The organism is Paraburkholderia sp. GW821-FHT02A12, assembly GCF_059422005.1.
In genome coordinates, this window is record NZ_JBWKWA010000002.1 from 905,855 (window position 1) to 919,222 (window position 13,368).

At 62.8% G+C, this 13,368-nt stretch carries 15 protein-coding genes; 5 read left to right on the forward strand and 10 right to left on the reverse strand.

Annotated elements, in window-relative coordinates:
* Window positions 1–37: 37 nt before the first annotated feature.
* From AC07WT_RS25450 to AC07WT_RS25460, 3 genes are read right to left on the reverse strand one after another with little or no spacing between them, the layout of a single operon-like run.
* Window positions 38–1,054 carry a heme-dependent oxidative N-demethylase family protein gene (locus AC07WT_RS25450; RefSeq protein WP_494949056.1) on the reverse strand — a complete coding sequence of 339 codons (1,017 nt, stop codon included), beginning with the start codon at window positions 1,052–1,054 and terminating at the stop codon, window positions 38–40.
* Window positions 1,055–1,064: 10 nt separating this feature from the next.
* The gene (locus AC07WT_RS25455) at window positions 1,065–2,000 is read right to left on the reverse strand and encodes a PDR/VanB family oxidoreductase (RefSeq protein ID WP_494949057.1); all 936 of its coding nucleotides are present in this window, start codon (window positions 1,998–2,000) and stop codon (window positions 1,065–1,067) included.
* Window positions 1,997–2,566: a dimethylamine monooxygenase subunit DmmA family protein gene (locus AC07WT_RS25460; protein ID WP_494949058.1), complete on the reverse strand. Its 570-nt coding sequence runs from the start codon at window positions 2,564–2,566 to the stop codon at window positions 1,997–1,999. Before AC07WT_RS25460 ends, AC07WT_RS25455 begins: the two co-directional genes overlap by 4 nt.
* A 360-nt stretch (window positions 2,567–2,926) precedes the next feature.
* On the opposite strand from AC07WT_RS25460, the gene AC07WT_RS25465 reads away from it, so the two are divergent.
* From AC07WT_RS25465 to AC07WT_RS25475, 3 genes are read left to right on the forward strand one after another with little or no spacing between them, the layout of a single operon-like run.
* Window positions 2,927–4,081, forward strand: coding sequence for a sensor histidine kinase (locus AC07WT_RS25465; protein ID WP_494949059.1), 1,155 nt, complete (start codon window positions 2,927–2,929; stop codon window positions 4,079–4,081).
* Window positions 4,053–4,700, forward strand: a complete 648-nt coding sequence (locus AC07WT_RS25470; RefSeq protein WP_494949060.1) for a response regulator — start codon at window positions 4,053–4,055, stop codon at window positions 4,698–4,700. The genes AC07WT_RS25465 and AC07WT_RS25470 overlap by 29 nt, the downstream gene beginning before the upstream one ends.
* A 15-nt stretch (window positions 4,701–4,715) precedes the next feature.
* Complete coding sequence (locus tag AC07WT_RS25475; RefSeq protein ID WP_494949061.1) at window positions 4,716–5,456, forward strand: PAS domain-containing protein; 741 nt, start codon at window positions 4,716–4,718, stop codon at window positions 5,454–5,456.
* 65 nt (window positions 5,457–5,521) lie between these two features.
* Here the strand turns inward: AC07WT_RS25475 and AC07WT_RS25480 are convergent, their stop codons facing one another.
* From AC07WT_RS25480 to ocd, 3 genes are all read right to left on the reverse strand, one after another.
* Entirely contained in the window at window positions 5,522–7,210 is a 1,689-nt protein-coding gene (locus AC07WT_RS25480) for an APC family permease (RefSeq protein WP_494949062.1), read from the reverse strand.
* A 221-nt stretch (window positions 7,211–7,431) separates the two neighbouring features.
* Entirely contained in the window at window positions 7,432–8,370 is a 939-nt protein-coding gene (ctlX, locus tag AC07WT_RS25485) for a citrulline utilization hydrolase CtlX (RefSeq protein WP_494949063.1), read from the reverse strand.
* Window positions 8,371–8,432: 62 nt separating this feature from the next.
* Window positions 8,433–9,518, reverse strand: a complete 1,086-nt coding sequence (gene ocd, locus AC07WT_RS25490; RefSeq protein ID WP_494949064.1) for an ornithine cyclodeaminase — start codon at window positions 9,516–9,518, stop codon at window positions 8,433–8,435.
* A 193-nt stretch (window positions 9,519–9,711) separates the two neighbouring features.
* Between ocd and AC07WT_RS25495 the strand changes: the two genes are divergently transcribed.
* A complete protein-coding gene (locus tag AC07WT_RS25495; RefSeq protein WP_492592973.1) occupies window positions 9,712–10,143 on the forward strand; it encodes an Lrp/AsnC family transcriptional regulator in 432 nt (143 codons plus the stop codon).
* 90 nt (window positions 10,144–10,233) lie between these two features.
* Here the strand turns inward: AC07WT_RS25495 and AC07WT_RS25500 are convergent, their stop codons facing one another.
* Window positions 10,234–10,635 (reverse strand): OsmC family protein, encoded by a 402-nt coding sequence (locus tag AC07WT_RS25500; RefSeq protein ID WP_494949065.1) that lies wholly within the window; start codon window positions 10,633–10,635, stop codon window positions 10,234–10,236.
* 68 nt (window positions 10,636–10,703) lie between these two features.
* Entirely contained in the window at window positions 10,704–11,324 is a 621-nt protein-coding gene (gene gstA / locus AC07WT_RS25505; protein ID WP_494949066.1) for a glutathione transferase GstA, read from the reverse strand.
* A 164-nt stretch (window positions 11,325–11,488) separates the two neighbouring features.
* Here gstA and AC07WT_RS25510 point away from each other — a divergent pair, with 164 nt between their 5' ends.
* Window positions 11,489–11,851 carry a winged helix-turn-helix transcriptional regulator gene (locus AC07WT_RS25510; RefSeq protein ID WP_494949067.1) on the forward strand — a complete coding sequence of 121 codons (363 nt, stop codon included), beginning with the start codon at window positions 11,489–11,491 and terminating at the stop codon, window positions 11,849–11,851.
* 30 nt (window positions 11,852–11,881) lie between these two features.
* Here the strand turns inward: AC07WT_RS25510 and AC07WT_RS25515 are convergent, their stop codons facing one another.
* Both AC07WT_RS25515 and AC07WT_RS25520 read right to left on the reverse strand, forming a co-directional pair.
* Window positions 11,882–12,391, reverse strand: coding sequence for a DUF1697 domain-containing protein (locus AC07WT_RS25515; protein ID WP_494949068.1), 510 nt, complete (start codon window positions 12,389–12,391; stop codon window positions 11,882–11,884).
* A 72-nt stretch (window positions 12,392–12,463) separates the two neighbouring features.
* The gene (locus tag AC07WT_RS25520; RefSeq protein WP_492592978.1) at window positions 12,464–13,309 is read right to left on the reverse strand and encodes an alpha/beta hydrolase; all 846 of its coding nucleotides are present in this window, start codon (window positions 13,307–13,309) and stop codon (window positions 12,464–12,466) included.
* Window positions 13,310–13,368: the final 59 nt, after the last annotated feature.

Consider the following 13,368-nt stretch of genomic DNA (forward strand, 5'->3'; position numbering starts at 1 on the left):
AGGGGGCTGTGTGTGTGCGCGTGAATTGCGCGACGTGTTAGACGCCGTCGTCGAATTGGCTCAACCAGTCGACGAGAGTCTTCCGATAGCGCGTCATGCCCTTGTAGTCGGAAATCGGTTCGGGCAGGTCGCGCAGCACCCGATGAAGACGGCGCGTCCACGCAGGATGAGTGACGAGCTCGGCCATGCTGACGAGATACGTGCGGATGCTGAACATCAGCGCGTTGCTCTGCGGCAGCCGCGCCATGAATTGCAATTCGACGCGCAGATGCACGCATTGCGCGACGTTTTCCGGCGTCACCTGGCCGCGCTCCGCACCCCACAGGTGGTAGTTCTCGGGCGCGGTGTCGAGGCGCGGATTGATCGTGAGCGTCCAGTTCAGACGCCGTACCGGACGGTCCACCTGAATGTTCAGCAGATACTTCAGCGCGCGATCGAAGATGCCCATCTCGTGCGCCATCGGCACCGGCGAATGCCATTGCCTGAAACTCATTCCCGCGTCGAACGCTAGCGACCAGTCCGCAGGTCCGGTGATGATGCCGGCATCCATGAAGAGGTCGCCATCGCGTTGATCGAGCAGCGCGATATCGCCTTGCGTCTGCCGCATGACGTATTCGAGCGGCTCGCACGGCAACGTCTGCGCGTCGCCGAAACGGAACGCCTGCTCGATACCGAGTGCGCGATTGCTCCATAACCACTGATCGCCCTTGCGCTTGAGCGAAAACAGATCGGGATAATCCTGGGCGAGATGCTCCATGATCATTTCCAGCGCGTCCCACGACGCTTTCTGCATGTGCGGCATCACCATGCAGCGGCGCGGATCGTTTTGCAGCACGATCGCGCGCTCGGCGACTTCGGAGCGATAGTGCTCGTCGATATCGAACCAGTGCTCGAAGACCGAGCCCGGATCGCGCGGCGTGGCCGGCTCGATATTCACCGAATACATATAGGCGTCTTCGGGAAACGGAAAAGGGAAGCGCGCAATGGCGGCTTCGCTGTTGCGAAACGAAAACGCCTCACGGTAGCTTTCGGCGGGTTTCAGAATGACGCTCATGGCGCGGTCCTCAGAGGTCAAGGAAAAGAGAGGTGCTGTGGGCACGCGAGACGCACGGCATCAGATGCGTGGCGCGCTCGGATTCGTGCAGGAACAGATCGCGGTGGTCGACTTCACCGGCAACGTGACGGGTCGCGCACTGACCGCAGACCCCGCCGCGGCACAGGTTCGGAATCTCGAGTCCGCTCGCTTCGAGCGCTTCCAGCAGGCTCTGGTCTGCCGCCACGTCGAGCCTCGAGCCGCTGCGCATGAGTGTCACGACGAACGGCGCGCCCGGCTGCGGCGCAGCGAACGCTTCCCAGTGCACGCGGCCGCCAGGCCAGCCGAGCGCGCGGGCTGTCTCGCGCACGGCATTCAGAAGCGCTTGCGGACCGCATACATAGACATGCGTCCCCAACGGGCGGCCACGCAGCACCCGTTCGATATCGAGGCGCGCGCGCTCGCCGTCGTAACCATGAAAACGGCTGCCCAGGCGCTCGCTCAACTCGGCGCGATACGCGTCGGTGAGCCCTTGCCGGTAGGCGTAGTGCAATTCGAAATCGGCGGCGTCGCGCTCCAGCGCGGCGATATGCGCGACAAACGGCGTGATGCCGATGCCACCCGCAATCAGGATGTGGGCGCGCGCGCCGGAATGCAGTGCAAACAGATTGGCCGGCGGCGTGATTTTCAACGCCGACCCTTCACGGACCCGCTCATGCATGAACACCGAGCCGCCGCGCGAATCATCCTGCTTGCGCACGGCGATGCGATAGCTGGACGCGTTCGCCGGATCGCCGAGCAGCGAATAGGCGTTGCGCAATGGACGCTCGTCCAGCGGCAACCGCACCTGGATATGGCTGCCGGAAGAGAACTTCGGCAACCGGCCGTGCACGGCGGTCAGCGTGAACTCGCGCACCGCGGGCGTCAGCAGCCGTGTCGCTTCGACTCGAACTTCGATCGTGTTCATGCGCGGTGCTCCAGGTAAGGACGATCCGGATCGGCGCACACGCCGAGGTACGCGCCGACGCGCTGCGAGAAATGCTGGCGCACGCCGAGGTTAATGCCACAGCCGATGCATTCGACTTCGGGCAGTGCGTCGTACACGTGCGATGCGCTGCAATGCACGCAATACACGGCGCGCGGTGCGGCATCGAGCTGGGCGCTGATTTCTTCCGACAGCAGGCCCGCTTCGCAGGCGAGGCGCTGGATGCGCCAGATGAATGCTTCGTCGCCGCATACATAAAGCCGCAAGCCGATGGCCGCGCGATCCAGGGTCGCGAGAAGGTGGCGCTCGAGCGCGTCGCGCGCCGGGAAGAACGAGGCACTGCGAGCCGTTGCGGACAGATCGCCTTGCACGAGCAATGTGCTCTGGTCGGGCTCGGCCGGCAGCGTCGCGATGAAAGCGGCGATCTTCGCGAGTGCGCCGGCCTGAACGACCACAATATGCCGCCGCGCATCCTCACATAGCCGCAGCGGCTGATAGCGCGGAAGGCTCGGAGGAGAGCCAGGTGTTCTGTCGTGCGTCGATGTCATGTCCGATGTCATGTTGAGTCGCTGGTTCTGTCGATGCGGGCCAGGCACGTGGACCACGATTCGCTTCAAACGTGTGCATTTGCCTCTGAACTAAAACAGGGCGTCTGCTCCATTCGAGTGCGTTGCGAAGTGCAAGTCAGTGCGGGTCAGTGCGGGTCAATGCCGTCCGACGGATACATCACTCGAAAAGGATGCGTTCCCCACAAGCAAAATAGTTTCTCAAAGGGAAACGCCGTTCAATCCTGACAACGAGGTATATCCAAAGGAGTAGTGCCGGGATGGTGTGGACAACGGCACGGTTCTTGCCTTTAAAAAGGCTTTTCTCATGGGATGCCCTGCATGCCGTTGAGCCGGACCCCAATGCGGCGACACGCATCCTCGCAAGCGGCTGGTGAGGTCGATGGCGTCGATCTTTCGCTGCGTTTCCGGGATGCGCTGTTGCGGGTCTTTGTTGACATCGCGGGCGGCCAAAGGTCCACACAGCCGTTGCAGCGGTTTCTCAGCTGGCTCGAGGCGGACCGTCCCGGCAGCCGCGCGACGCTGGCGATCGCGGGCGAAACATTGCTAGCGGGAGCGTCCGGCGTTGTCCTCTCATGCGATGAGCCTCGCGATTGCGCGTTGAAGAGATCCCATGCCGAACCGTCGACCCAGCTGTGTCCGGCATGTTCGCGCGACGGCCGCATACGGTTGGTTTCCAGGTTCGACGGCGCTGCGCTGCTGCTCGAACTGGCGTCACCCGCGAGTCAGCTGTTGGCGGCCGAAGTCAGCAATGCGGTGCAGGCGCTCGGCGCCGCGATCGGCTTGATCCACCAGGAACAGCAGGAACAGCAGGAACAGCAGGAACAGCAGGAGGAAGCGAACACCGCGGACGGCGGCGCGCAGGTGCTGATCCGCGAGCTTCACGATTCGGTTGCGCAGCAGCTTGGCTTCATGTCGTTTCTCGTCAGCCGGGTGCAGCAGCAGTCGCGCAAGCCCGAGGTCGCGGAACCGCTGATCGCGGAGTTGCGTACCACGATGACGCGGTTGCAGCGCGACGTTCGCCAGTTGATCACCGGCGCGCGCCTGACGCTCGAAGGGCGTTCGTGGCGCCAGGCGCTGGCGGATTCCGTCGATGAATTTTCGCGCCGCTGCAACGTGGTTTTCGAACTGGATAACCGCATGCCCGAAATCGAACTCGCGCCGGATGTCGCGCTGCACGCATTGCAGATCGTGCGCGAAGCGTTGTCGAACGTGGTCCGCCACGCCCACGCGCGACATGCGCGGATCGAAGTGATGGACGATCCCGTGGACGCCCTATGTGTGACCGTGACCGACGATGGCGTAGGTTTGCGGCCTGCTTCGGTCGACGAAAATCACTACGGGCTGGAGATCATGCGCGAGCGGGCGCGTGCGATAGGTGCCCGCGTTGCCATCGAGAATGTGCAGCCGAACGGCACGCGGGTCCGCCTGCTTGTCCCGAATGACGCTTCCAGGAGGGAGTCCTTTGATGGGTCCGACGACGTTGCTTCTGATTGACGACCATCCATTGTTCCGGCGTGGCCTCGCCGAGTACTTCAACTCGACCGGGGAGTTTCAGGTGGTCGGCGAAGCGTCCAGCGGCCGGCAGGGTATTGCGCTCGCGGAGCAGTTAAGGCCTGGCCTGATCCTGATCGATCTTCACATGCCGGGACTGGGTGGTTTGCATGTGCTCGATGAACTGGGCCAGCTCGAAATCGAGAGCCGCAAGGTCGTGCTGACCGCTTCGCTCGATCGCAACGAGTTGTTGAGCGCGCTGCGCCTGGGCGCCGACGGCTATATGCTGAAGGAAACCGAGCCCGAAGATCTGCGCTTATACATTCGCAACTGCGTGCAGGGCGTGATCGTGCTCGACGATTGTCTGGTCACGCTCCTGGCGCAGGACGACGACGCACCCGACGGCGAAAGAAGCACTCGCCAGGTCGAACTGACCGAGCGTGAAGCGCAGACTTTGGCGCTCATTTCGGAGGGCATGAGCAACAAGCAGATCGCCCGGCAGTTGGGCATCAGCGACGGCACCGTCAAGGTCTACGTCAAGAATCTGCTACGCAAGCTGAATTTGCGTTCCCGGCTTGAACTGGCCGCGTGGGTTCACCGCGATGCCCTGGCGCGTCAATGATGAAGGCGTAAACGAATGCAAGACAATGCTGTTGTAAGCGAATTGGCCACCGGTGCGTTGGGCCTCGATGCCTATCCGGTCGCGCTGTTGCAAGTGGATACCGAAGGCTGCATTCGCCACGCGAACGCTGCATGGAGCGAACTGATGGAAGCGAGCGCGGCGGGCGTCGAGATAGCCGCGTACGTGCATCCGGAAGATCGGCTGATCTGGCGAGCGATGCTGGAGCGGCTGCGCAACGACAGCGGAGTCTGCATGCGCGAGCGAATCCGCTTCGTTCATCCGCACGGCCAGCTTCGCTGGCTGGAGGTGGCATGCCGTCGGCACGAAGACGCGTTCTTTATCTCCGCATTCGACACCACGGCGCAAAAACGTCAGGAGACGTCAATCGAAGCCAGGCTGCGCAGCGCGATGGGTCTCCTGAACGGCGTGCCGGGCCTGATCTATCGCGGCCGCAACAATCCATCGTGGTCGATGGAATTCGTCAGCGACGGTTGCGAAGAGTTGACCGGCTATCCGGCCGCCTGGTTTGTCGATAGTCACGAACATAGCTACAGCCAGTTGATCGTGCCGGAAGACGTCGATTACGTCTGGCGCGGCGTGCAGGAAGCACTGGCGGATCGCAGGCCGTTCGAACTGCGCTACCGCATTCGCGGGGCGAATGGCGTGCTGAGAAACGTCTGGGAACGCGGCGTCGGTATTTATTCGGCCAGCAGCGAGGTGCTGGGTATCGAAGGCGCGATCTTCGCCGTGCGATGAACAACGCCCGTGTTGCGCGGAGGGTCGCGCAACACGGGCGTGCGGTTTCCAGCAAGCGTGCGTAGTCAGGTCGTGATCCAATGGCTCACGAAGACGACCACCACGCCGAGCGCTAACGCCGCATACGGCAGAAAACCCGCGCGCCGCTCGGTGCTGGAGTTCGACAGGTCCATGTCGTCCAGCATCGCATCAGGGAAACGGCCTTTGTCCGTCACGTAGTGACGCCAGATGAACACCGGCACGATCAGCGCCGAGAAGACGATGCCCGAAATCAGGGTGCCTTTGCCCCATACATCCGCGCCCAGTCCCATCAGTGCGAGATTGACGAACGACAACACGGCGCCGGCGCCGAGCACCCATTTCGGCGCCTTGAAAGGGCGCTCCCAGCTCGACCGGTCGAGCCGGTGGATCCACGCGGCATTGAGATTCAGAAAGTTGAAGATGATGTAGCCCACATTCGACATCGCGAGGACGACGACATAGTCGGACATCAGCAGCAGCACGAGATTGAATACGAGGTCGGTCCACATCGCGCGGGTCGGTGCGCCGTTGTGGTTGACGTGCGACAGATATGTGGGCAGCCAGCCGTCGACGGAAGCCTGATAGAGCGTGCGCGACGAGCCCGCCATCGACGTCATGATGGCGAGCACGAGCGCGAACACCAGCATCGGTTTCAGAATGAATGCGCCCAGGTTGCCGGCGTGCACGATTTGCGCCATCGCTTCGGAAACGCCCATGCCGCTGTAGATGCCCGGCGACAGAATGCCGTCATAGACAGCGGGCTGCGTGACATTGCCGGCGGCATCCTTGACCTCGGGTGAGACGAGTTGGCCGAGTCCGAGGGCGCCCTGAAACGCGAGCGGGACGAGCGTGAAGAACACGAGGCACAGGAGTCCGGAATAGACGATCGCCTTGACCGTATCGCGGCGTGGATCCTTGAATTCGCGCGTGTAGCAGACCGCCGTTTCGAATCCGTAGGTGGACCATGCGGCGATAAAGAGTCCACCGGCCATCAGTTCGATGCTGCTCAGATTCCACGTGCCGTCGATCACGCGGCCGCCCGCGTCTTTTGCCAGCGGGTACAGCGGGAACAGATGCTGCATCGGCAGATCGCCCGTCAGCAACGGATAGACGCCGACCAGCAGAAGCGGCAGCAGCGCGGAGATCGCGAGAATCATCTGGAGCCGCGCGGCTTGCAGAATGCCGCGATGCTGGATCGCGAAGGTCGTCAGCAGGATCGCGGCGCCGATCACGAAGGTCGCATTGACCCGCAGACTCAGCCCGCTCGACAGCCAGCCCAGATCGACCAGCGTGATTTGCCACGAGTTGATCGCGGAGGTTGCGGGGAACAGCATGTTCAGCACGTAGCCCGCACCGAGGCCCGAACCGATGGCCAGCACCGGCGACCACGCGAACCAGTTGCACCACACGGAGAGCGGCGCGAGCAGCTTGCTGTAACGCACCCAGGCGACCGCGCCATACACCGATGCGCCGCCGGACTTGTGCGGAAACAGCCCGGCGATCTCGGCGTAGGAAAAGGACTGGATGAAGCCGAAACAGATCGAAATCGCCCAGATGATCCACGACGGCTTGCCGACCGTCGCCGCAATCGAGCCGATCGAGAACAGCACCAGCGCCGGTACGCCGCTGGCTACCCAGAAAGCGCCTGCCCAGCCGATCTTTCTCTGAAGTCCTGTCGCGTCTACTGGTGCGGCAAGCTGAAGCTCCTGACCTGCATCGTTTACCGAACTCATGTTCGTCTCCCCAAGGGTGTGTCGTCACTCAGGCGACATTCACCGGCCAATATCGGCGGAGCAAGGGGCGCGAAGAGGTACTCCCTCGGGGGGATGTGTAAGGGTTCCTTAAGGATGAGCCGGTAGAGCCGGCGAGGCCGAAACGCGGCGAACGCGCCGCAATATACAGTGCCATCCAGGGCCGTGAGCGAGGCCTCATCGCATTCATCCCGGCAAACCTGCTAGCGCCGCGACAGATGAATTCCCGCGAGCATGCAACGCACGGACCCGCCAGCCTGTTCGATCGTGCCGACGCGCAACGGCAGCAGCCGCGCGGAGCGTTCGATAAGGGCGCGCTGCTGTCCCGTCAGGCATGCAAGCGCCCGTTCGGACAGCGCAAGAACGCGGCCGTCCTTGCCCGACAGTTCAAGTGCATTGCCCGCGAAGTTATCGATCTGCGAACGGTCCAGCGCGATGACGGCGCGGCCGCTCTCCAGCAGGCGTTCCTTCACCTGAGCGCGGCGGCGTTCATCCTGGATCAGGTCGAGACCGATCAGTGCAAATTCGGTCGCGACGCTCATCATCACGTTGGTGTGATACACCGGGCGGCCGGCGGCGTCGGCGGTATCGAAGCACATCGGTTCGAAATTGAAATGCGTGCAAAAACGTTCGAGCGCCACGGGGTCCGCGCGGCGTGAGCGCGCGGTGTAGGCAATGCGGGCGATGTGATCCAGCACCATGGCGCCCGTGCCTTCCAGAAACATGTCGTCGTGTTCCAGACCCGAGTAGTCGATGACGTCCTGCACGCGGTAGGTCGCCTTGAGCATATCGATTACATCGGTTCTGCGTTCGCGCCGCCGGTTGACCGAATGCATCGGATAGACCGCGACGTGGCCGCCGGGATGTGTCGAGAACCAGTTGTTGGGGAACACCGAATCCGGTGTCTGCTTTTCGCCTCTGTCGTCGAATACGTGCACGCGTACGCCCGCCGCCTCCAGCGTTTCGACGGCGGCGCTGACTTCATCGCGCGCCGCCGCGGCAAGCGATGCCGCTCCGCTCCGGCTCCGGACCTCGCCTGAACGCTGGAATGCGTTGTCGGCCGCTGTTTCGGGGTTCGGATGAAAACAGTGCGGGCGGATCATCACGACGGCGGCCGGCGCCTGGATTGACAGGAGGCTCATGGAATTTCTGATGGTGGGCAGTGGGTACATACGGGGCTGGAACGGCCCCGGGTCCGATCGGTTTATCGAGCGAATGCGAATGCGTCGGCCAGCGCCGGCGTTGCAGCTGCGTTTGTTGCAGGCGCGGGCACAGCCGTGGCCAGTGCGCCGAACAGGTCTCTCGGATCGGCCGGCGGCGGGATCAGCGCGACTTCGATGCCGGCGTCCTGCTCCTGCGCGAGCGCGTGGAGATAGCGGAGCGCGGAATAGTCTTCGAGCGCGAAGCCCACGGAGTCGAATACGGTGACCTGAGCGGCGCTCTCCCGGCCGGCTGTCTCGCCGCGCAGCACGCGCCACAGTTCGACGACGGGCGAGTCGGCGGGGAGCTGCTGAATGTCGCCTTCGATGCGGGTCTGCGGCTCGTATTCGACGATCACGCGGCTCATGCGCAGCACGTCCGCATGCAATTCGGTCTTGCCGGGGCAATCGCCGCCGACGGCGTTCAGGTGCATGCCGGGCTCGATCATGTCGGGTGTGGTGATCGTCGCGTAGGCTTTGTCGGCCGTCACGGTCGTGACGATATCGGCGCCTCGCACCGCGTCGGCGGTAGACGTTGCGCGAACGATCCGCAACGCCGGCCACGCGGCCAGGTTGCGCACCAGCTTATCGGTTGCGCGCGCATCGATATCGAACACGCGAATCTCATCGATGCCGAGGAGCGTGTGGAAGGCGATCGCCTGGAATTCGCTTTGCGCGCCGTTGCCGATCAGGGCCATTCGTCGCGAATCGGGGCGCGCAAGGTTTCGCGCAGCGAGCGCGGAAGTCGCCGCGGTGCGCAGGGCGGTGGTCAGCGTGAGTTCGGAGAGGAACAGCGGGTAGCCGGTATCGACCGAGGCGAGTGCACCGAAGGCCATCACCGTGTGAATGCCGCGCTCGGCGTTGACCGGATGCCCGTTCACATACTTGAAGGCGAACAGGTTCGCGTCGGCGATGGGCATCAATTCGATCACGCCCACCCGCGAGTGACAGGCGACGCGCGGCGACTTGTCGAAATCGCTCCAGCGAAGATAGTCCGCGCGGATGGCTTCGGCGAGCTCGCTCAGGAAGCGCGGCACGCCGATCCCGGCAACGAGTCGATACGTGGCGGGTACGTCGAGAAAGCGGGTCATGGTCATGCCTCCAATGTTGAAATGGGCTCCGGCACGGGAGCGATGACGTCATTATTCCCGTGAGCCCAGCCAACAAAAAGATGGCAAACCTTGCAAAATTTCCTGTCTGAATAGCAAAATGCTTCGGCAAAATAGCGTTTTGTACATCGCCCGCACGGGCAATCCGCGCGAGCGGCAAAAACGGGCAACGAAAATGATCAATCTCGATGACATCGACCGGCAGCTCATCGCGCTGCTGCGCGACAACGCGCGCATGCCGGTTGTAGCGCTGGCGAAGCAGCTGCGCGTCGCGCGGGCCACGGTGCAGAACCGGCTGACGCGTCTGGAGGCGAGCGGGGTGATCGTGGGCTACACGGTGCGGCTGAAGCCGGCGGCGGAGGCACACCGGATTCGCGCGCTGATGTCGATCGCGGTCGAAGGCAACCGCGCGGCCGACGTGGTGAAGGTGCTGCGCGGACACCCCAATGTCGCGACGATCCACAGCACCAACGGGCGCTGGGATCTCGTCGCGGAGCTGCGGGCGGATTCGCTGGAGAACTTCGATCGCGTGCTCGGCGCGATCCGCCTGATCGACGGGATTGCGAGCACCGAGACGAGCATTTTTCTTTCGACGCACAAGATGTGAGGCGGCGGGTCGGGGCATGCGCCGCGTTCACGTTGGCCGCGCTCGCCGCTCTCTTGAAATTCAACGCTCCTGCGGCTTCCGCGCGATGCGTCACTGCATTGTCGTGTCGATACGTGTTCCCCGCTTGATGAACAGCGTGACCGGCGTTTTCTCGCAGATTTCGGCGAGGCGGGCCCGCTGGGCATCGTCGAGGGGTGCATCGACGGATACGGTGCGCCGGATGTATTGGCCGCCGTTATGGTCGCTGTGTAATTCGGCGCTGACTGCGATTCGGCCGTCCGGCCAGGCTTTCCTCTGCATGTACATCTTGAGCGTTGCCGTGGTGCAGGCGGCGAGGCCCGAGAGCACGAACTCGAAGGGCGCCGGGCCGCGGTTCTGCCCACCCTCGTGCGGCGCTTCATCGCCGACCAGACTGTGGGTGCCCGCTTCGAGTTTGACGAGATAGTCGGGCGCGTCTGCGTCCGATACGGCGGTTGCGGTTGCCAAGGTCATAAGAATCCTCATTTGCCGGTATGGATGGCGGCCTTCTGCGCCGCGAGTTCGTTGGCGATTGGCGAGCCTTAGACTGTGGCTCGATCGATCAATCCTTCCGCCGCCAAAGCGGTCTGAACGTGCGGCCGTTCGGCGACGCGCTTCTGGAATGCCGCCAGCGCGGTGAACTCGGAGAGATCCAGATCTACATAGCTGGCCCAGTTAGTCACGGTGAACAAGTAAGCGTCCGCCGCCGTGAAGCGATCGCCCAGCAGCCACGGCTGCGTCACGAGATGCCGCTCCAACAACGCGTAATGCCTGCGCAAGGCATTTCTACGTTCCACCTGCACGGCCTCGGGTGTTGCGGGATTGAAAAGCGGTGAATAGCTCTTATGCAACTCGGAGTTGAGGTAGCCGAGCATCTCCTGCAAACGGTAGCGTGCCAGTGTGCCGTTTGCAGGCGCCAGTCCGCACTCGGGTTTCAGGTCGGCCAGGTACTGCACGATCGCCGGGCCTTCTGTCAGCACTTCGCCGTTGTCCAGCACGAGAGCGGGGACCGCACCCTTCGGGTTGATCTGGCAGAAATCCGCGCCGCTTTCCGTGCGCTTGACGTCGATGTCCACCTTTTCGAGTTGCAATGCGATACCCGCTTCTCGCGCCACGATATGCGGCGAGAGTGAGCAGGCCCCCGGAGAGTAATAGAGCTTCATCGAGTTTTCCTTGAATGACGTGAACGATCGCGCTGCGTTCCGAAACACATCTTGGCTCGCAGCGCGCGAATCGCATGGTAGCCGGGGGCATCGCTCGGTGGCTGCATAGCGTCGATATAATCCGGTAACTCCAAAGTTACCGACTGTTCCGGGAAGCAAAGACCATGGGCCTGCCTGTACGCAAAAGCAAGGCAAACTCGCCGCCTGCCTGCCAGGTCACCGACGCGCTTGGATTTCTGCGCGGCGCCTGGGCGCTCAACGTCATATGGCAATTGCGTGATCAGGCTCGCCGTTTCGGTGAACTGCGTCACGACATCCCGCGGATTTCCGCGCGCGTACTCAGCGCACGCCTGCACGAACTCGAATCGCGTGGACTGGTAAGACGGCGCGCGCTCGACAGTTCGCCGCCTTCCGCAGAATACGAACTGACGGATCTGGGCCGTGAGCTGCTGCCGGCCATCGACGTCTTTGCCTCGGTAGGCCAGAAATTGATTACGGCTTGGGGAACGCATCGCCCCGAGGCTTGACCGGAGTCTGCGCGTCAAGTGGCCATCGAACTACGCCGCCGTCCACTCGACGAGTTTGGCGACGGTGTTCATGTTGCGGGCGGTTCCGGTTTTCGCGGCCGGGATGTTCAGTTTGGAATGCGCCATGCCTTGCCCGTAGTACACGTAAATCTCGCGCGTTCCGAGCGCGATTTCTTCTGTCTGCTGGCCACTTACACGATCCAGGGTATCGGCGGGCGGCGGTGCATCGAGAAAAATTGCGACGGTTCGATTCGGTGCCGCCGACCTGAAGGGATTCCCGGCGAGAATCGCGGCGAGTTCAGCGCCCGTCCGGACGAGAACCCCTACGGGCTTGCCGGCATACGTCTCCAGGCAACGCTCGAGCGCCGCCTTCACAGAACGTTCAGGAAGCTTGCTTTCGAATACGACGTTACCGCTGGCGATATACGTACGCACGTTGGCAAAGCCGACGGATTCGCACATCGCGCGAAGTTCGGCCATGGGAAGTTTGCCGGTGCCGCCCACATTCACGGCCCGCAGGAAAGCGGCGTATGTTTTCATCCAGGTATTCTATTTCACCGCTGCGTATTGTCAGTTAGCGGTCAGCTGGCGCCCCGAGGCCGCCCATCGCCTCTACGCGGTCTGCTCATACGCGCCGTTGCGCTTGAATGAAGTCGCAAAGAAGAGCACCTGATACTGGATCGCATTGGCCCAGTACTTCCAGGTATGCCCGCCGGGACGCTCCGCGTAATCATGCGGCACGCCGAGCTCGACGAGCCGCTCGTGCAGCGTGCGATTCGATTTGACAAACGAGTCGTTGACGCCGCAATCGATGGTCAGCGCGATATGGGCATTTTCAAAGCTGCGGGCGTTTTCGACGATGGCCTTGCTGTTCCAATAGGAAGCGTGTCGAGTAGGGTCGCCGAATACATCGCTGATGCCGGGCTCGTCATCGCATGCGCGCGGATCGACCGCGCCGCTGATGCTCCCCGCTGCGCCGAAGGCGTCCGGCCGGTCCAGCGCGATGTGCAAGGCCCCGAAGCCGCCCATGCTCAACCCGGTGATCGCGCGAGCCTGTCGCGTGGCAATCGTGCGGAAATGCGCGTCGACATAAGCGACGACTTCCGCGCCCACATAAGTTTCGTAACGGCTGTGCGGATCGACGGGGCTGTCGATGTACCAGCTCTCGTGGCCGCCGTCCGGCATCACGAGGATCACGTGATAGCGGTCCGCGAGCTTGCCGATTTGCGAATTCGCGGCCCAGTCGGTGTAGTCGCCGCCGGAGCCATGCAGCAAGTAGACAACGGGGAAGCGGCGGGCCTCTTTGCCGCGCGCGTACTGGTCGGGCAGCACGACGGTCGCTTCGAGCGACTTATGCATCACGGCGCTGGGAATGGCCACAACCCTGGACTGAAACGCCCAGACCGGGTTCGTGAAAAGCAGCGTCAGAATGAGCCAGAATGCACGAGCTATATTCATGGGTTGTCGCTCCTGTCCTTTCTGCTTGCCCGCAAGAAAAACGTCCGGCATCCGGCGGC